This is a genomic window from Sulfuriferula sp., from assembly GCF_054605375.1.
Genome location: NZ_JBTSEG010000005.1, coordinates 56,464 through 80,740 on the forward strand (window position 1 = coordinate 56,464; position 24,277 = coordinate 80,740).

Sequence of the window (24,277 nt, forward strand, 5' to 3'; positions counted from 1 at the left end):
GCCTCCCCTGCAGCACATATAGTGGGCTTGCCACCCAAGGGGAGAATATTCATGAGAGCCAAATACAAGCTTGCAAGCACCATCATGGCAATTACCTGGGCTATGTTCGCATTGCCTTCAGCTAATGCCTTTGCCACAACCGAAGCCGCGTTGCCGATCATCAAGGAGAAGCTGGTCGCGCCACCTGCAGTGCCCCCGCAAATCACACGAAAGACTCCTGCGCGAGTGGTCGTGGATCTGACAATAGAGGAAGTCGAAAAGGAAATCGCCCCGGGAACCCGTTATACCTTTTGGACCTTTGGAGGCACTGTGCCAGGGAAGATGATCCGGGTACGCGAGGGCGATAGTGTGGAATTACACTTAAAAAATCTCCCCGGCAATAAACTGCCGCACAATATTGATCTGCATGCAGTCAGCGGCCCGGGCGGCGGTGCCGCGCAGACCCTGATCGCTCCAGGCAACGAAGCCATATTTACTTTCAAGGCGCTCGCGTCGGGCCTGTATGTATATCACTGCGCGACTGCACCGGTTGCCATGCACGTGGCAAACGGCATGTACGGCATGATATTGGTCGAGCCCAAAGAAGGCCTATCCAAAGTGGACCGTGAATATTATGTGATGCAGGGTGATTTTTATACATCCGGCGCCTATCGTGCCGAAGGCCTGCAAACTTTCGACATACAGAAGGCGATTGATGAAAAACCAACCTATGTCGTGTTCAACGGTGCTGACGGTGCGCTGACGGGTACACGCTCTCTCACCGCGAATACGGGTGAGAAAGTGCGGATATTCTTCGGGGTTGGCGGGCCTAACATCACGTCCAGCTTCCACGTGATCGGGGCCATTTTCGACAAGGTTTATACCGAGGGCGGTACACACTATCAGGAAAATGTACAAACCACGATGGTGCCCGCAGGAGGATCGGCCATTGTTGAGTTTGTGCCGAAAGTACCTGGAAATCTCACGCTGGTAGACCATTCTCTCACCCGCGCTTTCAACAAGGGCGCCATCGGCCTGCTGGCAGTCAGCGGCGCTGAGCAACCGGACATCTACAGCAAAGGCGTGATAAAACCACTGCCCGGCAGCCTGGCGAAGCCTGCCGCCACTGCAGCGCCTGTTCCAGCAAGTAGCGATACGCTCCTGGTCAAAGGCAAGGCAGTCTATGACCGTACTTGTGTTGCTTGTCACCAAGCGGATGGCAAGGGAGTCGCCACGGTGTTTCCACCTTTGGTAAATTCTGACTTTTTCCAGCAACGCCCTTATGAAATGGCGCACATTGTGTTGTATGGCCGTAGCGGGGAACTGGTGGTCAACGGCCAGCATTACAACTCGGTGATGCCACCGCAGAACCTCAACGATGAGGATATCGCAGCAGTGATCAATTACATCAGCGTCTACATGAACAACGGCAAAGCCATTCTCACCCCAGTGCAGGTCAAGGAAATGCGTCAGGTGAAACAACAGTGACAGCGATACCTCGATTCATCGTCGCCTTCCTCATATACGGGGGATTAACGATGGGCGCAACTGCAGCAGAGTACATTGCCTTACCGGGTGGTGAATTCCGCAGTGCATTACCGGTGGACGGGAAAACGGAGCCTGCAAAAATCGCACCCTTTCTGTTGCGAACGCGGCCCGTCAGCAATGCGGAATATCGCGACTTTGTAATAGCGCATCCTGCATGGCGCCGTGGCAATGTTCCTACGGTGTTTGCAGGAGCGGACTACCTTATCGACTGGGCCGGTCCGACGGATCCGGGCACACTTGATCCGTCGGGGCCGGTCACCGAGGTCAGCTGGTACGCAGCTACGGCATTTTGCGAAAGCGAACAGGCACGACTCCCTTTCTGGTACGAGTGGGAGTTTTCTGCCGCAGCGGATGAGACCCGCACCGATGCTCGCGATGATCCTGCATGGCTCAGCAAAATTCTTGCCTGGTATGCCCACCCCGCCACTTTGCCTCCACAGCAGATTGGTTTAACCCCTCCTAACCGTTACGGCATTTATGATATGCACGGACTGGTGTGGGAGTGGGTGGAGGACTTCAATGGGCTGTTTGTCAGTGCCGACAGTCGCGCCCAAGGCGAGCAAAAAAAACTCGAATTCTGCGGTGGTGCGGCTTTGTCGCTTGGTGATCGGAGAAATTATGCCGTGCTGATGCGGCTGGCCCTGCTGGCCGCAATGGAAGGTAATCAGACTGGCCGGTATCTCGGATTCCGGTGTGTTCGCGATCCTGTTGCAAGCAAACAAGGAAAAACGTCATGAATGCAGACAAAGTACTGAAACGAGTGCTACTGGCAGTAGCCTTAATCGTTGCCATGCCCTGTTCCTTAATGGCACAGGCGGCCGGCACCACTGATACAGCCAAGACGCTACCTGCAGACTCGCTCTACTGGCTATCCATGCCACTCACCGACTCGCAAGGCAAACATTTTAAATTGCGTGATCTGGCCGGACATCTGGTTCTGGTTACGATGTTCTATGGCGATTGCAATACCGCCTGCCCCATCGTGCTGGAAAATTTACAGCGAACGATTGCCGAGGTACAGCCTCGGGATAATAAACTGACTGTGTTGATGATCAGTCTGAACCCAACCCAGGATACGCCTGCCTCGCTAGCCAGGCTGGGCGAATCTCACCATCTGGACAAAAAGGTGTTCCGGCTTTCCATTAGCGACAACGATGCACATACCCGAGCCATAGCATCCGCGCTCGGCGTTAAATATCGCGTGCTGGGGGTTGGTGAAATCAACCATAGCACCCGCATTGTGCTGCTTGACGCGACTGGCAGGATCATTGCCAGCAGTACTCAACTCGGCGCGAAACCCGACCAGGATTTCCTAAAGCAGATACGTGCTGCATTAAAGCCGTCCTGATTGGCAACGTGTTTCCGGGGTGTGCTTTGTACTCAGTGGGCTGGAACACGGTTTGTCTGACTTAAACAGCAACTGCAATCAGCCATTCCGTTTCCAGGTAATGATGCGAAACACGGAGGCTTTGATTCCCGCTCACCGTCTCCGCTTCTACCAGCCGCAAACCAAGCCGCTTGCAGCTGGCTTCCAGTGCTGTCCACAACTCGAAGAAGCGTCTCTGTTTCACCGCCCCCCCCAATTGATTCAGTACCATACAGTCATTAGCACTGAAATATACTGCTGCAGCATCTTCCATACCCATTAACTCACGCACCTGTTCAATATCCACCCCCACCGGATGATTGCGGCACAGGGCAATGGCACACCAGCCGTTACGCCGCGCGAGATTGAAATGCAGCTGACCGGTGTGAGGTGCTGCGAGAGTGGGTTTGCCTTGGTTTTGCTCGGCGTAGCCGATGGCAGCCGGGGCGCAGCAGAGGTAGTGGCTGAGCACGGCTCGCAACAGCACGTGCGAAGCAATGAATTGCTGCGCAGTCACACGGTTGCCATAAGCCATGGCACGCTGCCGTTCGCTGGCGTCGAGACTCCCGGCCGGTGCGTCGTGCGGGAGCGGGACAGCGACATACGCAGCCCCGCCTGCCAGCTTTGGCAGAGATTCAGGGGTGAGGCCGAAATGGGCAAGCAGCGTGGCGCTATTGATCGTCAAGCAGCTTCTTTCTGCGCGGGGGCACCGATCCAATGGGTGTTTTCGGGCAGCGTTTCGCCTTTCATCATCAGTGACAGCGCACCCAGGCTGGAGCCGGGTTCCATCACGGTATCGTAGAGCACCACCCCGCTCTCGCCCACACTGCAATGATCGCCTACCCGCACATGGGACATTTTCATGATGCGGTCTTCGAATAGATGCGTTTGCAGCGACACATCGGGTGAAATGATGGCATCATTGCCGATATGCACCAAGTCAAATTCGGTGAAAAAGGTACTGGCAATGAAAGTGCGCTTGCCGACCTTGACACCGAATAATCTCAATATCCAGCCGGCAAACGGCGTACCCAGCAATGGTGAAAGCAACAAGGGGGCTGCTGTATTCTCATATAGGCCGGTAACGAATTCGGAACGCCGTACGAAGTGGCTCCACAGCGGTGCGATACGCGGCCGGTACGTGCCGACCATGAGCCATTTGATCGCCGCGGCGAACAGGGTAATGGCGACCACAACAGCAATCGATACCAGCGGCAACAACGCCAGCACAATGGGCAGATCGTAAGTATCGTCGAGCCAGTCCTGGGCATGCAATATCACGGCCACAGCGCCAAATGATAATGCAGCCGGCAGAATAATCCGCAGCAGTTCATAGGCATAGCGCATGGCGACTTGGCGACGGCTGGGACGATAGGTATCTGTTTCGCTGAACCCTTCCACAATCTGCCGGCGCGGCAAAAAGAAACTCGGCAAACCGACCCAGGCACTACCGGCCGCCATGGTCTGGCGCGGGGGCGTGGACAATACGCCGATCAGGCTGCCGTCCGGTACGGTTGCACCCACAGGCAGTGCAGCGGCATTGCCAATGAATGCACGTGCGCCGACGCGTACCGGTTGCAATGTGACGAGGCCATGATGAACGCGTGCAGCGCCGATTGAAACCTGGTCGGCCAGAAACGTTTCCTCTCCGATTTCGAGCAGGTCCGGCGTGATATTGGAAACAGTGGAAATTTCTGCGCGCGCCCCGATTTTGGCGCCCAGCATGCGCAGGAACGGTGGCAGATAAAGGGTCGCGTACATACCCTGATTGAAAAGCAGGCTGGTTTCGGCAAGCTTGTCCACCAGCCATTTGCGCAGATAAAAAGCGGATTCAACCGGATACACGCCCGCTTCCATCTTCGGCAGGATCAGTCTTTTGAGTGCCACTACCAGCGCCGACAAGGCGATGACGTACAGCAGGCCTGCGGGCAGCAAGGCCGTGAGATAACCGGCAACGCCGGCATGGTGAGTCAGGAACAGGATCAACGCCAGCCCGGGTACGATCGCCAGTGCAGGTACCAGGGGCAGGACGGTGAGCGCGGCGATCCAGTAACCGGCAAGCATGGACCAGCCGGTCAGCGGTTTGGCTGCGCGTGCCTGATCGCCATTCAACAGGATTGAGGATAAACCCACTGGCCGGGCAGGCGAGCCCTCCCATGCCTCGTTGGCGGGGATCATCGCACCGGTGGGCAACAGCGATTTTTCCAGCAGCGCCGCGTTATCGCCAATCTGTGTATGAATACCCACCACAGCCTGACTGCCGACGTGGCTGCCTGTACCCAGTACGATAGGCCCGAGTTCCAACTGGCCGTCTCGTACCGCATAGCCGAGCAACTGGGCATTGTGGTTGATGCTGGCATCCGCACCGATTTCCAGCATGTCAAAAGCACTGATCTGCTGGGTTCCGATGTGGCTATGTTTGCCAACCTTGGCGCCCATCAAACGCAGATACAAACGCATCAGCGGGGAACCGGCAATCAGATGCAACGGTACCAGTGCCGCGACCCGATTGGTCAGCCAGAAGCGGAAATAATAGCTGCCCCAGAGCGGGTAGCTGCCCGCACGGTAACGGCCGATCACCAGCCATTTCACAGCCGCTGCCAGGATGATGGTGAGCACCGGATAGGTGAGCGCGATCAGGCTTACCGTACCCAACAGACCCACTGCCTGCATCAGGCCGTTCTCGGTGAGGATGACGCCGCCGACAATGGCCAGCATCAATGCCGGCAGGAAAAACAGCGCGTAGAGCGCCAATGCTTGTCCTGTTCCAGTCAGGAAATAGCGCAGATTACGCAGCCAGTCAGGTGTTGCAGCAGTATGCGTGATGAGAGCCAATGCGCTCGCTTGTGGACGTGCCTTGGTCAGATAATGAGCCAGGCGCTGCACGGTAGGATGGGTATAAAGATCCGACAGGCTGACATGCGCCATGCCAGGATGTTTGCGTAGCTGCGACACGGCCAGCGCAGCAAACAACGAATGTCCACCCAGATCGAGAAAGAAATCATCTGCGGCAGATACTTTGGTCAGCCCCAGCACCTCCCCCCAGACGCCTGCAATGGTGGTTTCCAGCGTGCCCTGCGGGGCAATAATCCGGTCGCTGGCAACCAGACGGTGGAATCCGGGTTGAGGAAGCGCATTACGGTTGATCTTGCCACTGGATAGCGTGGGCAGGTCACCCACAATCTCGAAGTATGCCGGGATCATATAGGCTGGCAAATCCTGACGCAGCAGTGCCGCCACGATCTTGTGATCGATAGCGTTGCTGTTTTTCGGCACAATATAAGCCACCAGCTCTTCGATGCCATCGTCCTGTTTGGCAACGGTAACGGCAACAGCCTGAATGTCGGGCGCGCGCAGCAATACCGATTCGATCTCGCCCAGTTCGATGCGATAACCGCGTAATTTTATTTGCAGATCGGCACGTCCCAGGTATTCGATTTCGCCTTCCGGATTAAGCCGGCCCAGATCGCCGGTACGATAGAGGCGCTCGGGCTCCAGTGACAAGGGGTTCGACAGGAAACATTCGGCAGTCAGTTGAGGGCGATTGGTATAGCCACGCGCCACCCCCACACCGCCGATATAAATTTCACCGATGGCCCCGTCCGGTACAGGTTGCATCGCCTCGTCCAGCAAATAAATCGTGTAGGTGGGCAACGCCCGGCCGATAGTCACCGGCTTGTTCGGGGAAAGCTCGGCCCAGGTAGCCGACGCGGTGGCTTCGGTCGGGCCATAAGTATTGATAAAGCGCAGCCCCGGGCGTGACCAGCGCTTGACCAGATGAAGCGGGCAGGCCTCACCGCCTACATTGATGAACCGCAGCGTGGGTATGTTTTTATCGATCAGGGATAGCAAGGTGGGTACGGTACACAACACCGTCACCTGATTCGCATTGAGGAAATCCGCCAGGCGGTCGCCCAGCGCCGCTTCCTTGTCCGCAGGGCCGGCAATGAGTGCCGCACCGGCGTTGAAAGTCGTCCAGATTTCCTCAATGGAAAAATCAAATGAGATGGACAGTCCCTGATATACACGGTCTGACTGTTCGATGCCGTAAATCCCGGTGGCGACCTGAATGAAATTGATCGCGCTGCGATGCTCGACTTCCACCCCCTTGGGTTTGCCGGTCGAACCAGAGGTATAGATGATGTAGCACAGCATGCGTTCCAGATTATCCGGCAGCTTGCTGGCTAGACGGGTGGCAGGAAGCGCGCGCAGGCGCTCGGTTTCCTTGTCCACCAGCAGACAGCTGCATGGCAGATCGGTTAATAATTGCACGTAGCGTGAATGGCTGACCAGCATGCTGAACGCGGCATCTTCCGCAATATAAGCGATACGTTCGGCGGGAAAGCTTGCATCCAGTGGTACGTACGCAGCCCCGAGCTTGAGGATGGCAATCACCGAGGCATAGGTTTGCAAAGAGCGGTCCAGCAGAACTCCAACTTTATCGCCCGCTCCTACCCCATGGCTATGTAGAAGCCAGGCCATGCGATTGGCAAGCCAATCCAGTTCCAGGTAAGTGTATTCAACCCCTTCGCATACCAATGCGATACGATTGGGTGCGGTATCGACGGTATTTTCAAATAACTGATGCAGACCCTCGGTATGCTGCGCTTGAGGGTGGAGAAATATCCTTGACGCAGCATCGGCTGCTGTCTGAAAAACCTGCGAATTCATTTGTCGCTACCTAAAATTTGGACTGGCACGGCTATTAACGAGCCAGCAAGCTAAAGGTTTACACGACCATGTTAAATAAAGGTTTCTGTGTCACCGTGTATCCATACCGGTGTCCCTGCCGGGATGCGGTCAAACAAATCCGCCACATCCGCATTATTCATGCGGATACAGCCATGCGACCCGGGCACACCCATCGGCTGGTCATCCGGTGTGCCGTGAATGTAGATATAGCGACGCATGGTGTCCATGTTACCCAGACGATTAAAACCGGGTTCTCTGCCTGATAGCCAAAGTATCCGGGTCAATATCCAGTCGCGCCCTGGACATTGCGCGGCCAGCTCCGGCGACCAGATTTCACCGGTAGGACGGCGACCAACGAACACGGATCCAAGTGGCAGGCCAGCACCTATTTTGGCGCGCACCATATGCTGTCCGCGTGGGGTTTGATAACTGCCAAATAGCTCGCCAGCCCCGTTGGCTGCGGTGGAAACCTTGTAATGCCGGAGCAATTGATCAGCCTCATCGAACAGATCAAGCGTTTGTGCGGGGAGGGAAATCTCGATTTTCATGCTTGTTTAGCCATTAAGCGTCGTTCAGTGAAAAAATCTGACAGCATTGCTCCGCATTCAGCAGCCAGCACTCCGCGGGTCACGCTTGCATGGTGATTCAGGCGTGGTTCAGCAAACAGGTTCAACACGCTGCCTGCCGCACCCGTCTTGAGATCCGCTGCGCCGAATACCACCCGCGCCACGCGCGCATGCATGATTGCCCCTGCACACATTGCACAGGGTTCCAGCGTCACATACAAGGTCACACCTGGCAGCCGATAATTGCCGAGCTGTTGCGAGGCATCGCGCAGTGCCATCATCTCTGCATGGGCAGAAGGATCGTGGCGTGAAATCGGGGCATTATAACCGCGGCCGACAATGACATCGTCCAGCACCACGAGCGCCCCCACCGGTACCTCGCCAGCATCCCATGCCTGGCGTGCCAGTTGTAGTGCCTTATGCATATAAAATTCATCATCCATGAACAAATGATAGCGTTTGCCCGACCATACTGGTTAGGTAAATTTGTTACAATAAACCCGTTGCATAAAAGTTCGTGAGTCTCTGCTGTGCTGAAAGTCAGTCAGCCCCTCAATCAATATGAGTGTTGCAGCCACCTATTTCCGAGCATAAATCGTTTACGGTTTTTTTCATTCGCGCATATAACGCGAGCCTCTGTTTCCAAATTGCACTTTTTGGGTAAGTCATGCCCTAAAAGGCTGTATTAATGAATTCAGCGTGCCGCACAGGCATCGATTTGCATAAACAATCGTATTGGAGTCAAACCATGAACATCCGACAGATGCTGCCATTATTTTGCCTTTTAATTTCATCCGCACACGCCGATCAGATAACACTCAGCAATGGTGACCACATCAGCGGGAAAATCCTGCGCATGGAAGCTGGAAAACTGACACTCAAAACCACATGGAGCATGCCTGAAAAAGAAATTACTGTGTCATGGTCTGCAGTCAGGCAAATCAAATTAAGCAAGCCCGCGCATGTTGTATTGCAGACGGGAGAATTCGATGGCACGGTTGAATCCGATAGCCAGGGGAAAATGCAGATTGCAACCGGGCCAACAAAAGGTGAGCAATTACGTCGCGATGACATTGTGGCGATCAACCCGGTAAAACCAGTCGATCCGGATACCTTTAAGTATTCCGGCCGACTGGATGCCGGACTTGGTTTTGCGCGGGGCAATACGGAAACCAGCAATTACTACTTCGGCGGGCAGATGAAGGCGGAAAATCGCTTGAATCGCACTATTGTCAAAGGCGATTTGCGTCATGAGACCGGTGCCAATTCCGTTGTGACCACAGACCGCAGCCGTCTTTCCGGAAAATATGATCGTTTTCTCAGTAAACGCCACTATCTCTACACCCAAGGCATCCTGGAACAGGATAGGCTCGCCAGCATCAACTTACGCACGACTTTGGGTGCCGGATCGGGTTACCAAGTATATCGTGGTGAAAACCTGAATCTGGGGCTGGAAAGTGGCTTGAGTGCGATTCGTACCAACTTCAAGAATGCATCCACGGTAAATGAAGCCGCGCTGCGCCTTGCTGTGGAATATGATCAATATTTCTGGAACAGGAGCTTGAAAGTAGAAAATTCCAGCGAGGTATTCATACCCGTGACCAGTTATGATGATTTGCTCTTGCGCAGCAAGACCGCGTTGCTGATCCCCGTTGGAAAAAGCATTACCACCGGCCTGACATTTACTGTCGACTGGGATCACAAGCCTGCTGCGGGGAAAAAATCCCTGGATACAAGTCTGCAAGCCACACTGGGATATGGGTTCTGAACATAGGCCCCGGAAAAGCATTCTAGGGCATTGATATCTGTTTTTTGCGCCGCCAGAAACGGCCCATCAATGGCTTGACACTAATACCATGGAGAAGAATGGAGAGCGCGACCACAATCAGGGTCATCTGGATTAATTCCAGCGCCAGTGTTTTCGGTAAACCATGCTGTATGGCGTACATCAGATAATAGAGTGAACCGATCCCGCGTACCCCGAACCAGGCGGTCATGCCACGTATCCGCCATGGTGTACGCGTACCTATCAGGCCGATCAGGACACTGAGCGGACGCGCTACCACAAATAAAAACAGGGCGAGCCCCACTGCCTCCCAACTCCATGAATTTATAAACAGCGTGCCACCGATCAACAAAATCAGGATGACTTCCGAAAGTCTCTCCAGGTGCTCCTTGAATACCAGGGAGCCTTCGCTCACGGTTGGCTGTGGTTCTGGGTCAGGCGCAGCATTTGTATCTGTGCGTATAATCTCCTGAGTTGTACGCCCAATATTGCTGATCAGCGCTTTTTTTGCCAGCTTCAGTTCTGTCTGGCGTAACGCAACGGCGGCGAAAAAAACTGCCAGAAATCCCCAGGCATGTACCAGCACAGCCAAACCATATACCACACCAATCAACCCGAGGCCGAGAAAATCATCCATCAGCTCGTGATTCAGAGGGGCGCGGCGCAATTTCCAGCCTAAACGTGCCAGGCCAATTCCGGCGACCACCCCGATGGCAATACCAGCCAGCGTGGCCCATAACACATCAACCAATATCCAGTTCAGGGAAAAATCACCCAGTTCGTGCAGTCCCAGCAACCCCATACCCAGCATCACGAACGGAAAAGCACTGCCATCGTTCATGCCTGCCTCACAGGTCAGGGTAAAACGTAACTGATCCCGATCTCCGGGATGCCGGATTTGCACATCGGTTGCCAATACTGGGTCGGTTGGGGCCACAATTGCACCAAGCAGCACGCCTGCTCCCAACGGCAACCCCATCACATAATAGGCAAAGGCTGCAATCATCGCGACAGTCAGGGACATGGACACGGTCGCCAGCAGGATTGGCGCGCGCCAGCGGGAAAAGCTGAACGGCACCGGCATTTTTACACCGGCGGAAAACAGCGAAATCAATACCGCCACTTCAGTCAAGGCCTCCAGTAATGCCGATTCCTTGAGTGGGTTGAAATGAAATAAATTGAGTATGGTCGGGCCGACCAGCACACCCACGGCCAAGTAGATGATCGCTGAAGTGATCGGCAAACGCTTGAGTATGGAAGTGGTCAGCCCCATGGTAAGCAGTAAACCGCCTACCAACATGAACCACTGCGCGTTTGTCATTGTTGTAACTGCTGTATTCAAGAGTGATATTGTTTGGGGAGAGAGCCGGGAATTGTGTCACATATTTACTTTCTCGGGCATTGAGACACGCAGGAAAATGCGATGTTCAATCCAGCGCCGGACTCGGCAGGATTGATTTCTGACCATAATCACCTATGGTATTAAGATCGTACGGGTTCTTTAATTCAATGACTAAATCCATGCAGCGCCAATAATTTTTTGGAAAGCAAAAATAATGTCATCGCAAGACGCTGGCAGTGCCGACAATAATCATTTTTACTATCGACATACTCTGGCGATGCGAATGATGCACTGGATCGGTGCAATCGCTTTTTTCTTGCTGCTGATGAGCGGTTTGCAGATTTTTAATGCCCATCCGGCACTAAACTGGGGGGAATCATCCTACACAGGTCGGCCTCCAGTACTGGAAATGGGTGCCAAACAAACCAACCAGGGCAATATCATCGGTGTGACCACTATTTTTGGCCATGAATTCAATACCACCGGTATATTCGGGTGGACCGAGGGCGCAGATGGAGAACTGACTGCACGCGGGTTTCCTGCCTGGATAACGCTGCCGGGCACGCAATGGCTGGCCATGGCACGCCGCTGGCATTTTTTCTTTGCCTGGGTGCTAGTGATTGATGGTGTCGCTTATTTACTTTATTCATTGTTCAGTCATCATCTGAGGCGCGATCTGGTGCCAACCCCGCGCGACTGGCGCTCAATCAGGCAGTCCATCAAAAATCATTTACGCTTACATCACCCTTCCGGCGAGGCTACTCGACGCTACAACATTCTTCAGAAACTGGCTTACCTGAGCGTCATCTTCGGATTGTTTCCGCTAATAATTTTGATGGGCTGGGCCATGTCGCCGGGGTTGGATGCATTGATCCCGGGTTGGGTCGATATTGTCGGAGGGCGACAATCGGCACGTACCATCCATTTCATGGTGGCCTGGGCGTTGGTGGTGTTTGTATTGATTCACCTGTTCGAGGTCATGATTAGCGGCGCATGGAATAATCTGCGATCAATGATTACCGGACACTATCGCGTCACTGCCGAGGAGCCTGATCATGACCGCGAATAAGGCCAATCGACGCACCTTTCTTCTACGCGCGTTGACTTCAGGCAGTGTATTGCTGTTGTCTGGATGCGAGCGGCTGTCGTATAGCGAATGGTTCCCGAAGGTTCTCGATAGCGCAGAAAAACTCACTTATGCCACTCAGCGCCTGATTACACCGCGCAAGGCCATGGCCCAGGAGTTCACCGCAGCCGATTTGTCGCCAGCGTTCCGCAGCAATGGCACTTCGAATCCTGAAAACCTCCATTATCAGGCGCTTGCGGCCAACAATTTTGCCGATTATCGATTGCAGGTTGGCGGGTTGGTGGCGCACCCAGCTACGTTTTCACTAGCCGACTTGCATAGCCTGCCCAGTCGCACGCAGATTACCCGCCATGACTGCGTGGAAGGCTGGAGCGCGATAGGCAAATGGAAAGGCACGCCATTGAGCATGGTGCTCAATCAGGTGCAACCTAAACCAGAAGCACGCTATGTCGTGTTTTACTGTGCCGATCCGATGGATGCACAAGGCACGCGCTATTACGAGAGCATCGATATGGACGATGCACGTCATCCGCAAACCATACTCGCCTATGAATTGAACGATCAGCCTTTGCCTATTGCCAATGGCGCGCCAATTCGCGTCCGTATCGAGCGACAGCTTGGTTACAAGATGGCGAAATATATTACCGGCATTCTGCTTGTAGACAGCTTTGCCAGTATCGGGGGTGGAAAAGGCGGCTACTGGGAAGACCAGGGCTATGAATGGTATGCGGGAATTTGATCAGGGTTGAATACTTGATCGGGACGGTAAAGGCCTGTCAACCCGCTTTTTCCATCTCTGGCTGATATGTTCCGTAACGTGCGAAACCATTTAGCTTGGCACGCTGATGCAGCGCCTGTTGTGCGACGAGCACATTTTCCGCCCTGCCCGACCAGGCTTGAAGGACCGGTTCCTGTAGGGCACGTCCGTAGGAAAAAGACAGTGCCCACGGCTGACCGGGAAACAAAGCGTTCATCGCGCTCAAATTAGCGGTGGCCTCCGTGGGACTCAAGCCTCCCGACAGGAAATTGATACTTGGCACTGCAGCAGGCACCGTGCGTCGCAGTACCTTGATTGTGGCCTCGGCAATTTGCTCGGGGGTAGCCTTGGACGGATGCAGTTTGCCGGGCAACACCATATTGGGCTTGAGTATCATGTATTCCAGCATTACCTTGTGACGATACAGTGCTTGAAATACGGCATGCAGCACTGCCTCAGTCACCTCAAGACAGCGTACCAAACTATGCTCCCCGTCGATGAGTACCTCGGGCTCGACGATGGGAACAAAACCTTCTTCCTGACAAACGGCAGCATAACGCGCCAGCATCTCTGCGTTGGCATCCATGCCAAGCTGAGTAGGATTGACGGTACTGATGGCATAGACTTCGCGCCACTTGGCGAAACGTGCTCCCTGTCCTTTATAAACCCTGAGGCGTTCAGCCAAGCCATCGAGGCCTTGGGTAATCTCGTCCCCAGGCGAGTGGGCTAGTGGTATCTTGCCTTTGTCGACCTTGATGCCCGGTACAATATTCTGACGTGACAGGACTTCGGGTAGCGGCGTGCCGTCATCGGCACGCTGTTCAAGCGTTTCTTCGAATAAAATAACGCCGCTAATGTATTTATCAATTTCTGGCGTAGTGAACATCAACGAACGATAGGCACGACGAGACGCCTCTGTGGATTCAACGCCGATCGGTTTAAAGCGCTTGGCTATCGTGGGCAGACTTTCATCCGCAGCAAGTATTCCCCTACCCGGTTGCACCATCGCCGTGATGGTCGCCTGCAGTTCCGCTTTAACGCTCATGCTGTGCCTTGTAATGATGCTGATCAATCGAAGATATGCAACTGGTTACTGCCGTCACTTAATCAGCGAGTCTGTGCAAGCGCCAAATCATGCGCTGCTATATGCTTTTGAATCCTGGAGTGAGCAAAATTCTGCGGCAAGGTCTTTTGTTCGATAGAGAATCGGGATAAACCAATCGTATTGAGGCTTGTAGGGCTCGCACAGCAGCAGCCCCTTCTCTCTTTCGGCCCATTTCAGGAATTCAGTGATGATTTTTGTCGTTTCGCTGACCTGTTTGCTGTGAAAAGAAGACAATTTGGTATCCGATACAGCAACAGGAAAAAAATTGGCAACCATTTACATACCCTCCAGTAATGACAGTTGGAACAGCTGGACGTGATTACGCAGCCGAATAGTAAATGTAGACCATCAATTTGCACTCTGCCATGACAAAAATATAATATATTTATTTCATCCGGCACAACATGGTTTGATTCAACGCAAGGTCACCAGTTCTTCCGCACTGGTCGGGTGTATCGCGACCGTATTATCAAAATCCGCTTTGGTCGCACCCATGCGAATTGCCACGGCAAAACCCTGCATCATTTCATCCGCACCGTCGCCAATGATGTGGCAACCGATAATTTTCTCGTCTACCCCTACCGTTATAAGGCGCATGGCAGTTTTGACCTTGCGTTGTGTGAAAGCATGAAACATGGGGGTGAAACGCGTCTGATATACCTTTACCGCATCACCATGGATGTCACGTGCCTGGGTCTCACTCATGCCGATGGTTGCTATGGGAGGATGGCTGAATATGACCGAGGGAATATTGGTGTAGTCGAGATGACTATCCGGTTTCCCACCAAACAAGCGGTCGCTGAGCCTGCGCCCGGCGGCAATGGCAACGGGGGTCAAGGCAACACGCCCACTGACATCACCCACAGCATAGATGCCGGATATCACGGTATTCTGGTACTCATCAGTACGTACATAACCCTGTTTATCCGGGATGATGCCTGCTGCTTCAAGATTCAGATTTTCAGTGTTCGGTGCACGTCCGATCGCCCAGATCAGGGTATCGAAACCTGGATTATTGCGCTCATCTTCGCAACGCAGGGTAAGTTTTCCGGATTCACGCACGACTTCAATGATCTGGGTACGCGGCAGGATTTCGATCCCGTCCTCAAGCATCTCTTCCATCAATGCTTCACGCAGCATCGCATCAAACTGATCCAGGAAATGTCCGCGCCGGAGCAGCAGGGAAACGTCACTACCCAGCGCTTTCAGCATTCCTGCCAGTTCGACAGCGATATAACCCGCGCCTACGATAGCAACACGTTTTGGACGCTGTTCCAGCTCGAAAAACCCGTCTGAAGTGATGCCCAATTCTGCGCCGGGAATTCCCGGCACTACTGGTCTTCCACCAGTAGCGATCAATATGTGCTCCGAAGTATACTGCTCCCCATCAACTTCAACAGTATGGGCATCCACAAAGCGGGCTGAGCCGTGTACAAAACTCACTTTGTTGTCTTCCAGCGTAGTCTGGTAGTGTCGGTTCAGATTCTGGATGTAAGTATCACGCGCCTGCTTCAACTTTGGCCAGTGAAACTCGTGCCCGGTCAGCTCGAATCCATAATCTTCAGCGTGCTCCAGTGCATGGGCGAGTGCCGCCCCATTCCACATGACTTTTTTGGGCACACATCCGACATTGACGCAGGTACCACCCAGTCGGGCTTTCTCAATCACGGCACATTTTGCACCGTGGCGTGCTGCACGGTTGGCAGCGGCGATTCCGCCACTGCCGCCACCAATTGCCATAAAATCGAAATGGTTTGACATTGTTAACTCCAGGTTGGCTGTCGGCGCGACTATTTTTTTACGCTGCGGAACATTTCATTCAGCAGATGCGGCGATGGTGCCCCGTCCACAATATGTACCTTGCCCGAGGCCTCGCGGAACATTATTACCGGAACGCCGGGCATGCGAGTCTGCTTGAACAGCTCGGCATTGTGCAGTAAATGTTTGGTGGATTGTGTGGATGGAATGATCTCTGCGATGCCTCCAAATTTAGGCGCCGGGCCAAATTCATCTTCGTTTTGATGGAATGCCGCCAACGGGTCCTTCGATTCCAGAATAGCGGCCGCTTTGCCTGCGCTGCTAGGCATCAGTATGCCTACTGGGATCCAGCGAAGTTGCAGGCCATCCTTACCGATCCAGGAACGGGTCGCCTGGTAGACTTTATGGCAATAAGGGCATTCCGGATCAAAGAAAATATATACCAGGCGTGGTCCATGTCCCTCCGCTATCCAGGTGGCGTCTTTTGCAGCATTCAGGGTTTTGTCCAGCGCCAACTGTTGCGCAGACTGGCTGGGACCATCTGCTGCAAATGACTGCGTCGCAACCGCCAGTGCCAGCACACTCAAAAGCAACATGCCAACAAGTGGTAAAAGCGCCTTTCTGATCATGCCGATTCCCTGCATTTCCGGCTGGAACGATGCATTGTTTTCCAAAGTATTCTCCAATGATAATAAAATCGATATTACGGTTAATTCAAGATTGACATTCGGATAGCTGAAAAGATCGTACCGATCCTTCAGTTAGAGGAAGTATTTTTTAGTCGGACACGAATGTCTTTTCTTACAAGGCTTGCCCGGCCAGTCTTGCTCCTGAAGTGATTCTGATTAGTGTGCAGCCGAAGCTTCTACAGACGGCGGCGTTGCCTTGGCCGGGCGTGCCAGCCAGATCAAGCCGATGAGTCCGATAAACAACAGTGCGGAAACCCAGAATAGTTCGTCTGCCGCCAGGGTGAACGCCTGTTGATTGATGAGGTTGTTAATCTGGCCCAACGCTTGTTGCTGGCTCATACCGGAATCAGTCAATTGTCGGATTGTGGCCTGAGTCGTCGGGCTGGCGTAATTAATGTGATCCACTAGAGAGGCATGATGAAAAGTTGCGCGATTTTCCCACAAGGTGGTGTAAATGGAGGTGCCAATAGCCCCGGCAGTAATCCGCGCAAAATTCGACAAACCCGAAGCAGCCGGAATTTTATCCGGCGTCAATCCGGAAAAAATCAGCGTCATCAATGGGACAAAAAAAGCCGCCACAGCGATGCCTTGAATCAGGGACGGAATCATGATGGTTATGAAATCCGTCTCTACTGTAAATCGGGAGCGCATCCACAGTATCAAGGCAAAAACAATGAAGGCGAAACTGGCAAATAGGCGCGGGTCATACTTGTGAACATTTTTTCCTACCCAGGGTGAAAACAGGATTGCCAGCAGGCCGACCGGTGCCAATACAGCCCCGGCAATGGTGGCGGTATAACCCATGTCTTGCTGCAACCACAGGGGCATCAGCACCACATTGCCAAAAAATACGCCATAGCCTACAGCGAGTGCCAGCGTTCCCGACCAGAAATTACGGCGACGCAGCAAACTCAGATCGACAATGGGATGGGCCTCGGTTAATTCCCAGATCAGGAAAAAACAGAAACCCACGGCAGCCACAATGGCAAGAAACACAATTTGCGTGGAAGCAAACCAGTCCAGCTCATTACCCTTGTCCAGCATGATTTGCAGAGCACCAACCCAGATCATCAAGGCCGCCAGGCCAACGTAATCAATTGGTACCTGACGCGTGGGTGTTTCCCGGGTCCGGTACAACATCCAGGTCACACTCGCGGCAAGGAGTCCAACCGGGACGTTGATATAGAAAATCCACGGCCAGGAAATATTATCGGTAATCCAGCCGCCCAGCAGTGGCCCGACAACCGGTGCAATCAACGTCGTCATCGACCAGATTGCCAATGCCGATCCAGCCTTGGCTTTCGGATAACTCGCCAGCAATAAGGATTGCGATAGCGGGATCATGGGGCCTGCTACCGCACCCTGAATCACCCGAAATACAATCAGCATACCCAGGCTGGTAGCCATGCCGCACAACCATGAGGCGGTAACGAACAGCAGGATGCTGGTGACGAACAGCCGTACTGCACCAAAACGCTGGGTCAGAAATCCGGTTAATGGGACTGCGATTGCATTGGCTACTGCGAACGATGTAATGACCCAGGTGCCCTGGCTGGCACTCACAGCCAAATCTCCGGAAATTGCCGGAATTGACACATTGGCAATCGAGGTATCCAGCACGTTCATGAAGGTTGCCAGCGCCAACGCAGTGCTGGCCAGAACCAGCATGCCACCCTTCAGTGGCGCTGGTCCAGCACCAGGCCCTTGTCCTGTTGTCTGGAGTGGATTACCGGCGTCAGACGGTGTTGTCATTTCGATTATTAGAGGTTTGGAGCCTTGCGTATATCCGGGTGAGCTGATTTTTCGCCCAGATTGTTCGATATGATCTTGTTAACAAGTATGTCGGCAGCGTGTTCAAAATTGCTGTACACCGCAGTTTCAGCCACCATTTTCCCGGGTGAGGCAGTTGCCAGCATGCTGCCATCCAGATTCGAAACATCTACGGTTGCTTCCATGGATAAGCCGACGCGCAAGGGATGTGCGGACACTTCTTCAGGATCGAGCGCGATACGCACTGGAATGCGCTGCACCACCTTGATCCAGTTACCCGTGGCATTCTGCGCCGGCAACAAGGCAAAGGCGGCACCGGTGCCTGCTCCCATGCCCAATACATGGCCATGATATATCACGCTGCTGCCGTATAAATCAGCATGCAGACTGACTGGCTGGCCGATGCGCATCTTGCGCAACTGGGTTTCCTTGAAATTGGCATCCACCCAGACTTGCTTCAGCGGAATAAGCGTCATCAGTGTGGTGCCAACGGCCACGCGCTGGCCGAGCTGGACAGCCCGTTTGCCAACATAGCCGTCCACTGGCGCTAAAATCGCATCACGTTTTAAGTCCAGGTAAGACTGGCGAACCTGGGCCGCGGCGGCCATCACCTTCGGATAGTTACGCACTGTGACACCAGTCGTCAGTACCTGATTGGACAGTAGCTGTTCTTGTGCGGCATTCAGCTGTGCTTTGGCAACAGCGACATGGCTACGCGCATTGTTGGCTGCTGTCTGAGCGTGTTGTAATTCCTCTTGCGATACAGCACCTGAGCCTGAAAGCTTTTGCCGGCGTAGCAAATCGGTTTGGGCGCTAGTCAGATCAACCTGTGCCTGGCTTAATTCTGCACGATAGCGGCTCACAGCCGCGGTCAGACTGCCATTATTCGAATAAACCGTACGCACTTCACGTACGGTTTGGGCAAGCTGGGCTTCGGTCGCTTGCAAATGCAACAGGGCATTCGTGCCATCCAGCTGGGCTAATACGTCTCCTGCTTTCACATAATCTGTTTCGCTCGCACCAATTGCAACCACAGTACCGGCCACCTGTGGCGTAATTTGTACGATATCTCCGGCCACGTAAGCGTCATCGGCATATTCAAAATGGCGCCCCAAAATGTACCAATGCACAGCGTAAGCGATTGCTGCCAGTACGCAGACGGCAACCAGAATCAGCAGCCATTTCTTACGCTGCCGCGGTTTTCCCTGGGGGCTGGCTGGTTGTTCAGCTATGGTCTGCTCACTCATTCTGGTTCCCCGTATGGCGGCGATTGTTGGATAATTGATGCGCTTTATCTGTCACGACGTAGCCTCCGCCGAGCGCCTGCATCAGCGCCACATCAATTTCATAAACACGGGCTTGCAAGCCGATGAGTGTGCGGCGTTGTTGCTGCACAGCATTCTCGGCAGTGAGTAGATCCAGATAGTTGGTCAGACCACCTCGATACCGCGCCAATGCCAGGTCATACGCACTGCTCACCGCAGCTTGAGCTGATAGTTGTTCCTTCAATTGGGCTTGCAACGCGTGCCAGGAGGACAGTTGATCAGCCACATCCCGCATCGCGTTCAATACGGCCGCGTTATAACTTTCAATGGCGGCATCCGCGCGCGCTGTATTCCCTTGAAGCCTGGCGCGCAGCAGACCGGCATCAAAAATCGGTAAGCTGAGTGCCGGCCCGACACCAAACGTACGGCTTCCTGCGCTCAACCACTTTGACAAACCAAGTGACTCGAAACCGATAAAGGCGTTGAGGTTAATGTTGGGATAAAATTCCGCGCGCGTTTCCTGTATGCCATGCAGTTCACTCTCTACACGCCAGCGTGCGGCAACAACATCCGCACGGTGCCCCAGCAACTCGGCAGGAAGGTGGCTGGGTGCCGTGGGCAGTGTCACAGTGGGCAAGTGTGCGGCCAGGCTGTCCGTAGCATTGGGTTCTTCACCCAGCAAGGTAGCGAGGCCATGCCGGGCGAGTGCGACCTGTTCATCCAATGCCGCCAGATCACGACGGATTTGCGGCACTTCGGCTTGAGCCTGACGCTGTGCCAGTGTGGTATCCAGACCGGCAGTGACGCGCTGCTTGACCAAATCCAGTGCGTGTTCACGTTGCCGCAACATGGCACGATTCAGATTTTGTTGCATCTGCAAACGCGCCAGGTTGAAATATTGTTGCGCAACATTGGCCGCCACCAGCACGCGCGCCGCCTGCGCATCCGCTTCTGCTGCCCGGGTCTGGCCAATTGCCGCATCCAGTGCGGCGCGATTCTTGCCAAACAGATCGAGCTGCCATTGACCGGTCAATTGAGCGGCATTCATCGTCACCGTACTGCCTCCCAGCGGAGGCGGATAAACACTGGTTGCGCTCAGTCGTTCCCGTGTTGTTTTGGCTTCACCATTCAACTGCGGGTAGCGCGCACTGCCAATTGCAGTCGCAGACGTTTGCGCCTCGATGACGCGGCTCTGAGCAATTTTGAGACTGGGGTTGGCAATAATGGCTTGCTGAATCAGCGCGTCCAGCTGCGTATCGGTATATCCTTCCCACCAATTTTTACTGGGGAACACATCGGAATTAACGCCATGTTGCGCGGCTGAACTCAGTAATTGAGGTTGCAGCATTTTCGCCTGAGTATGGATTCCGGCAAAACTCGCACACCCGTCAAGCCCCAGAAGCAAGAGGGTCAAACCCAGCGCGGGTATCGTGCGATGCATAGTGAATACAAATTTCATATGGTACTGTTTGATGTACCGCCATTCGCCGTGAAACGACGCAGCATTTGCTTGAACTGCTGGAATTCGACTTCGCTAAAACCTTCCAGATGTCGATTGAGCACCTTGACCAGATGCGCAGGTATTTTTTGAGTAACCTCTTGTCCCACTTGGGTTAACTCAATATTTACAACCCGCCGATCTTCCAGATTACGTACCCGACGGATCAGGCCTTTGCTTTCCAGCCGATCCAGCATACGTGTCATCGCACCGCTATCTGTGTAATTCGCTTGGGCACAGGTTGCGACACTATCGCAACAACCCTTGGCTATAAGTAACAGTGGCCCCCATTGCATGCAGGTCAAATCAAGTATCTGCATTTCAGTATCAATGTTTTTGAGTAAAGCCTGCCAAGCACCACGTAGCAAGTAACCCACCGACTCTTCAGGCGTGTAGTTCACTTCAGTATAAAAATCTTCCTTGAGTAAATTCACTGAGTACACTTTTCTGTCAGACATTGAATGACTGCTATATTAGTGCCTAGGCAATTATTGTCAAGGCATGTTGTTTGGCGCCACAAGATATACACGGTGCTTTCCAATTCCTTCGCGTTTGGCGGCAGCAATTCCGTGCTGATTGCACACAGATATGAAGGTCATCCCACCCGTTTCTGAACGGATTTACCCGAAATCCCCGACTCGATCACAGATACATTACAAACAGACGTTTTCAGTCAAATAAACGACGATCGTCACCTCCACTTTATTTGCGTGTAAAATAGCCCGCTATTTGCCGCCTCTGGCCAAGCCAGCGGGTATTCAAAATACTTCATACTTGCCCAAGATAGACTGATTGGTCCGGGCAAGACATCCCTCAGGAGAGATACCAGACATGACTTCTACGGGAACGATCCTCGTTGCTATCGACGGTTCCAGGAATTCCATTATTGCAGCGGGCGCTGCTGCCCAAATGGCGAAAATGCTCGGTGCCCATCTGGGCCTGCTTCACGTCCTGGATTCTCCTCCCTTCGCTTTTTGGGCGGGTGTTCAGGAACAGATGAAAGACGACATCCGGCATCAGGCTGAAGTCACACTAAAAAACATCTCCGGAAAAATCAGTGCCGCCTGCAACATCATTCCCGAGTTCTACCTGATCGATGGCGTACCCGAAGAAGAGATCCTGCGCGTCGTCAATCAAGACGACAAAATTCTGATGGTGGTGATCGGTCGCGCAGGAATAGCCACCGAGAAAAAAGCGCACCCCGGCCTGCGCAAGGCTTCAGGCCGTCTCGGAACCAGACTTTCCGAATTATTGCCGATTCCGGTGGTCATTGTCCCTCCTGATATCGCGCCCAACAGAATATGTCCAGCCATGACTCCCGAGGCCGGAGATTCTGATTAAACCAGCACCAACCTATAAAATAACAGGCATATAGTTTATGGACATTTTTCTTCCCATCGCACACATGGATGTCAACCTCTGGTTGACCCTGTTTTTTGGCGGCATTGTCGGCTTTCTTTCGGGGCTGGTCGGCGTAGGGGGCGGTTTTCTGATTACCCCGCTGCTCATCTTCATAGGGGTACCGCCCATCGTTGCGGTGGCTACCGGTGCGGCTCAAATCGCCGGCACGTCGGCAGGTGGCAGCTATGCCCACTGGCGCCTGGGCAATATCGACTTCAAAATGGGTATCCTGCTGCTGTGCGGGAGCTGGCTAGGCGGTGGCGGCGGCGTGTATCTTGCCAAGCTGTTACAGGCGAGCGGGCAGTTCGGTAATATCGTGACATTCCTGTACGTCGGCCTGCTCGGCTTCATTGGTTCCAGCATGCTGATTGAATCTCTCGGCGCCATCCGCCATGCCGGCACAGCCGTCAAGAAAAAAGAAGGCGGGCTTGGCGCCAAGCTTGCCGTGTGGATGGAAAATCTGCCTGGCCAGATGAATTTCCCGGCTTCCGGATTACGCGCTTCGATTGTGCTGATTTTCATTTTAGGCGGAGCGGTAGGCGTGTTGACCTCATTGATGGGCGTCGGTGGCGGCTTCGTCATGGTCCCGGTAATGATTTACATGCTCAAGATGCCGACCAAGATTGTGGTCGGCACGTCGTTGTTCCAACTGCTGTTCACCACCGCAGCCGTGGCTGTCATGCAGGCTGGCGTCAATCACGCCGTGGATCCTTTCCTGGCCCTGATCCTGATTTTCGGTTCGGCATTCGGCACTCAATGGGGTGCCAAACTGGGCACGAAACTGCCGGGGGAAAAATTACGCCTCATTCTGGCGTTGGTGGTTGTGGCGGTCGCCGTGAAAATGCTGATCGGGCTGTTGATTACACCCCATGAGGTTTACTCCATGACGAGGTCCGCAGTATGAAACACTTTGTCCTGCTTATTGCTTTTATCGCCTTCTCGCTGCAGGCTGGTTTTTCAGCAGCCGAAGACAATCTCATCACCCAGCTCGACTCGGACCATGTCGACATCACGGCTCATTTCACCGGCGAGCAAATCCTGGTATTTGGTGCCATCGCCAATAAAGGGGATGTCATTATCAAGGTGACTTCACCCGCCCAGGATGTGGTCATGTCGCAGAAGGTTCGAAGTGGACCTATCTGGCTGGATAGCGGGCACATTACCGTCAAAAACACACCGGGGATCATGTACCTGCTATCCAGTCACCCAATTAGCCGGATTGTGGCACCGCAAACGTTGACAAAATACGGTCTGAATCTGGAAAGCGGATTGGGAAGCAGTGTTCTCGAAGGGCCGACGCATGGCATGGAGGATTGGCAAACCGCGTTTTTGCGACTCAAACAATCCAAAAAATATTATAAGGAATTCGATAATGCGGTTACAGTCGTGGGGGATCGGCTGTTTTTTGCCAAACTCACGCTGCCAGCCAAACTGCCCCTGGGCGAGTATGCACTGGATACTTACCTGGTACGTGACGGAAAGGTCACCGCACATCAATCCAGCAAGCTGGAAGTGCGCCAGGTACAGTCAGAGTTATGGGTATCCAATTTTGCCCATCAGAACCCCTGGCTATATGGTGCCACATTCACCCTGCTGTCCATCTTCATAGGTTTGGCACTAGGCATACTGTTGCGGCGTAACAGCAATAAGGACGATTGATATAGCAGG

Annotated in this window: 22 protein-coding genes; 9 read left to right on the plus strand and 13 right to left on the minus strand. The window is 53.6% G+C overall.

Going from position 1 to position 24,277, the window contains the following annotated elements; all coding sequences use genetic code 11:
- Positions 1-51 precede the first annotated feature (51 nt).
- The 3 genes from nirK to ACYCZJ_RS04870 are packed head-to-tail and all read left to right on the plus strand — an operon-like array spanning position 52 to position 2,875.
- Positions 52-1,467 (plus strand): copper-containing nitrite reductase, encoded by a 1,416-nt coding sequence (nirK, locus tag ACYCZJ_RS04860; protein WP_461553097.1) that lies wholly within the window; start codon positions 52-54, stop codon positions 1,465-1,467.
- Positions 1,468-1,517: 50 nt separating this feature from the next.
- Positions 1,518-2,264 (plus strand): formylglycine-generating enzyme family protein, encoded by a 747-nt coding sequence (locus tag ACYCZJ_RS04865; protein ID WP_461553098.1) that lies wholly within the window; start codon positions 1,518-1,520, stop codon positions 2,262-2,264.
- The gene (locus ACYCZJ_RS04870) at positions 2,261-2,875 is read left to right on the plus strand and encodes an SCO family protein (protein WP_461553099.1); all 615 of its coding nucleotides are present in this window, start codon (positions 2,261-2,263) and stop codon (positions 2,873-2,875) included. Before ACYCZJ_RS04865 ends, ACYCZJ_RS04870 begins: the two co-directional genes overlap by 4 nt.
- A gap of 61 nt (positions 2,876-2,936) precedes the next feature.
- On the opposite strand, the gene ACYCZJ_RS04875 is transcribed toward ACYCZJ_RS04870, so the two are convergent.
- The 4 genes from ACYCZJ_RS04875 to tadA form a co-directional block, all read right to left on the minus strand.
- Entirely contained in the window at positions 2,937-3,578 is a 642-nt protein-coding gene (locus tag ACYCZJ_RS04875) for a 4'-phosphopantetheinyl transferase family protein (RefSeq protein ID WP_461553100.1), read from the minus strand.
- Positions 3,575-7,564 (minus strand): Pls/PosA family non-ribosomal peptide synthetase, encoded by a 3,990-nt coding sequence (locus ACYCZJ_RS04880; RefSeq protein WP_461553101.1) that lies wholly within the window; start codon positions 7,562-7,564, stop codon positions 3,575-3,577. Before ACYCZJ_RS04880 ends, ACYCZJ_RS04875 begins: the two co-directional genes overlap by 4 nt.
- 71 nt (positions 7,565-7,635) lie before the next feature.
- A complete protein-coding gene (locus tag ACYCZJ_RS04885) occupies positions 7,636-8,133 on the minus strand; it encodes a L,D-transpeptidase family protein (RefSeq protein ID WP_461553102.1) in 498 nt (165 codons plus the stop codon).
- Positions 8,130-8,594, minus strand: coding sequence for a tRNA adenosine(34) deaminase TadA (tadA, locus tag ACYCZJ_RS04890; protein ID WP_461553103.1), 465 nt, complete (start codon positions 8,592-8,594; stop codon positions 8,130-8,132). Before tadA ends, ACYCZJ_RS04885 begins: the two co-directional genes overlap by 4 nt.
- Positions 8,595-8,899: 305 nt before the next feature.
- On the opposite strand from tadA, the gene ACYCZJ_RS04895 reads away from it, so the two are divergent.
- Positions 8,900-9,919, plus strand: coding sequence for a DUF481 domain-containing protein (locus ACYCZJ_RS04895; protein ID WP_461553104.1), 1,020 nt, complete (start codon positions 8,900-8,902; stop codon positions 9,917-9,919).
- Positions 9,920-9,941: 22 nt separating this feature from the next.
- On the opposite strand, the gene ACYCZJ_RS04900 is transcribed toward ACYCZJ_RS04895, so the two are convergent.
- Positions 9,942-11,258: a cation:proton antiporter gene (locus ACYCZJ_RS04900; protein ID WP_461553105.1), complete on the minus strand. Its 1,317-nt coding sequence runs from the start codon at positions 11,256-11,258 to the stop codon at positions 9,942-9,944.
- 235 nt (positions 11,259-11,493) lie between these two features.
- On the opposite strand from ACYCZJ_RS04900, the gene ACYCZJ_RS04905 reads away from it, so the two are divergent.
- Entirely contained in the window at positions 11,494-12,348 is an 855-nt protein-coding gene (locus tag ACYCZJ_RS04905) for a cytochrome b/b6 domain-containing protein (protein WP_461553106.1), read from the plus strand.
- On the plus strand, positions 12,335-13,105 hold the full coding sequence (locus ACYCZJ_RS04910) for a molybdopterin-binding protein (protein WP_461553107.1): 771 nt from the start codon (positions 12,335-12,337) through the stop codon (positions 13,103-13,105). Before ACYCZJ_RS04905 ends, ACYCZJ_RS04910 begins: the two co-directional genes overlap by 14 nt.
- A gap of 37 nt (positions 13,106-13,142) precedes the next feature.
- On the opposite strand, the gene ACYCZJ_RS04915 is transcribed toward ACYCZJ_RS04910, so the two are convergent.
- From ACYCZJ_RS04915 to ACYCZJ_RS04950, 8 genes are all read right to left on the minus strand, one after another.
- A complete protein-coding gene (locus tag ACYCZJ_RS04915; protein WP_461553108.1) occupies positions 13,143-14,168 on the minus strand; it encodes a class I fructose-bisphosphate aldolase in 1,026 nt (341 codons plus the stop codon).
- A gap of 87 nt (positions 14,169-14,255) precedes the next feature.
- Positions 14,256-14,504 (minus strand): hypothetical protein, encoded by a 249-nt coding sequence (locus ACYCZJ_RS04920; protein ID WP_461553109.1) that lies wholly within the window; start codon positions 14,502-14,504, stop codon positions 14,256-14,258.
- Positions 14,505-14,642: 138 nt separating this feature from the next.
- Positions 14,643-15,989: a glutathione-disulfide reductase gene (gene gorA / locus ACYCZJ_RS04925; RefSeq protein ID WP_461553110.1), complete on the minus strand. Its 1,347-nt coding sequence runs from the start codon at positions 15,987-15,989 to the stop codon at positions 14,643-14,645.
- Positions 15,990-16,018: 29 nt separating this feature from the next.
- Positions 16,019-16,660 carry a thioredoxin fold domain-containing protein gene (locus tag ACYCZJ_RS04930; RefSeq protein WP_461553111.1) on the minus strand — a complete coding sequence of 214 codons (642 nt, stop codon included), beginning with the start codon at positions 16,658-16,660 and terminating at the stop codon, positions 16,019-16,021.
- A gap of 171 nt (positions 16,661-16,831) precedes the next feature.
- A complete protein-coding gene (locus ACYCZJ_RS04935; RefSeq protein ID WP_461553112.1) occupies positions 16,832-18,427 on the minus strand; it encodes a DHA2 family efflux MFS transporter permease subunit in 1,596 nt (531 codons plus the stop codon).
- Between the two features lie 8 nt (positions 18,428-18,435).
- Positions 18,436-19,692: an HlyD family efflux transporter periplasmic adaptor subunit gene (locus ACYCZJ_RS04940; RefSeq protein WP_461553113.1), complete on the minus strand. Its 1,257-nt coding sequence runs from the start codon at positions 19,690-19,692 to the stop codon at positions 18,436-18,438.
- Positions 19,685-21,169, minus strand: a complete 1,485-nt coding sequence (locus ACYCZJ_RS04945; RefSeq protein ID WP_461553114.1) for an efflux transporter outer membrane subunit — start codon at positions 21,167-21,169, stop codon at positions 19,685-19,687. The genes ACYCZJ_RS04940 and ACYCZJ_RS04945 overlap by 8 nt, the downstream gene beginning before the upstream one ends.
- Positions 21,166-21,666 carry a MarR family winged helix-turn-helix transcriptional regulator gene (locus tag ACYCZJ_RS04950; RefSeq protein WP_461553115.1) on the minus strand — a complete coding sequence of 167 codons (501 nt, stop codon included), beginning with the start codon at positions 21,664-21,666 and terminating at the stop codon, positions 21,166-21,168. The genes ACYCZJ_RS04945 and ACYCZJ_RS04950 overlap by 4 nt, the downstream gene beginning before the upstream one ends.
- A gap of 373 nt (positions 21,667-22,039) precedes the next feature.
- Here ACYCZJ_RS04950 and ACYCZJ_RS04955 point away from each other — a divergent pair, with 373 nt between their 5' ends.
- From ACYCZJ_RS04955 to ACYCZJ_RS04965, 3 genes are read left to right on the plus strand one after another with little or no spacing between them, the layout of a single operon-like run.
- On the plus strand, positions 22,040-22,549 hold the full coding sequence (locus ACYCZJ_RS04955) for a universal stress protein (protein WP_461553116.1): 510 nt from the start codon (positions 22,040-22,042) through the stop codon (positions 22,547-22,549).
- Between the two features lie 37 nt (positions 22,550-22,586).
- Positions 22,587-23,513, plus strand: coding sequence for a sulfite exporter TauE/SafE family protein (locus ACYCZJ_RS04960; RefSeq protein WP_461553117.1), 927 nt, complete (start codon positions 22,587-22,589; stop codon positions 23,511-23,513).
- Positions 23,510-24,268, plus strand: coding sequence for a TIGR02186 family protein (locus tag ACYCZJ_RS04965; protein WP_461553118.1), 759 nt, complete (start codon positions 23,510-23,512; stop codon positions 24,266-24,268). Before ACYCZJ_RS04960 ends, ACYCZJ_RS04965 begins: the two co-directional genes overlap by 4 nt.
- Positions 24,269-24,277: the final 9 nt, after the last annotated feature.

Coding starts and splice junctions, on each gene's coding strand:
- nirK (WP_461553097.1), top strand. CDS start 52: ATGAGAGCCAAATACAAGCTTGCAAGCACCATCATGGCAATTACCTGG.
- ACYCZJ_RS04865 (WP_461553098.1), top strand. CDS start 1,518: ATGGGCGCAACTGCAGCAGAGTACATTGCCTTACCGGGTGGTGAATTC.
- ACYCZJ_RS04870 (WP_461553099.1), top strand. CDS start 2,261: ATGAATGCAGACAAAGTACTGAAACGAGTGCTACTGGCAGTAGCCTTA.
- ACYCZJ_RS04880 (WP_461553101.1), bottom strand. CDS start 7,564: ATGAATTCGCAGGTTTTTCAGACAGCAGCCGATGCTGCGTCAAGGATA.
- ACYCZJ_RS04885 (WP_461553102.1), bottom strand. CDS start 8,133: ATGAAAATCGAGATTTCCCTCCCCGCACAAACGCTTGATCTGTTCGAT.
- tadA (WP_461553103.1), bottom strand. CDS start 8,594: ATGGATGATGAATTTTATATGCATAAGGCACTACAACTGGCACGCCAG.
- ACYCZJ_RS04895 (WP_461553104.1), top strand. CDS start 8,900: ATGAACATCCGACAGATGCTGCCATTATTTTGCCTTTTAATTTCATCC.
- ACYCZJ_RS04900 (WP_461553105.1), bottom strand. CDS start 11,258: ATGACAAACGCGCAGTGGTTCATGTTGGTAGGCGGTTTACTGCTTACC.
- ACYCZJ_RS04905 (WP_461553106.1), top strand. CDS start 11,494: ATGTCATCGCAAGACGCTGGCAGTGCCGACAATAATCATTTTTACTAT.
- ACYCZJ_RS04910 (WP_461553107.1), top strand. CDS start 12,335: ATGACCGCGAATAAGGCCAATCGACGCACCTTTCTTCTACGCGCGTTG.
- ACYCZJ_RS04915 (WP_461553108.1), bottom strand. CDS start 14,168: ATGAGCGTTAAAGCGGAACTGCAGGCGACCATCACGGCGATGGTGCAA.
- ACYCZJ_RS04920 (WP_461553109.1), bottom strand. CDS start 14,504: ATGGTTGCCAATTTTTTTCCTGTTGCTGTATCGGATACCAAATTGTCT.
- gorA (WP_461553110.1), bottom strand. CDS start 15,989: ATGTCAAACCATTTCGATTTTATGGCAATTGGTGGCGGCAGTGGCGGA.
- ACYCZJ_RS04935 (WP_461553112.1), bottom strand. CDS start 18,427: ATGACAACACCGTCTGACGCCGGTAATCCACTCCAGACAACAGGACAA.
- ACYCZJ_RS04940 (WP_461553113.1), bottom strand. CDS start 19,692: ATGAGTGAGCAGACCATAGCTGAACAACCAGCCAGCCCCCAGGGAAAA.
- ACYCZJ_RS04945 (WP_461553114.1), bottom strand. CDS start 21,169: ATGAAATTTGTATTCACTATGCATCGCACGATACCCGCGCTGGGTTTG.
- ACYCZJ_RS04950 (WP_461553115.1), bottom strand. CDS start 21,666: ATGTCTGACAGAAAAGTGTACTCAGTGAATTTACTCAAGGAAGATTTT.
- ACYCZJ_RS04955 (WP_461553116.1), top strand. CDS start 22,040: ATGACTTCTACGGGAACGATCCTCGTTGCTATCGACGGTTCCAGGAAT.
- ACYCZJ_RS04960 (WP_461553117.1), top strand. CDS start 22,587: ATGGACATTTTTCTTCCCATCGCACACATGGATGTCAACCTCTGGTTG.
- ACYCZJ_RS04965 (WP_461553118.1), top strand. CDS start 23,510: ATGAAACACTTTGTCCTGCTTATTGCTTTTATCGCCTTCTCGCTGCAG.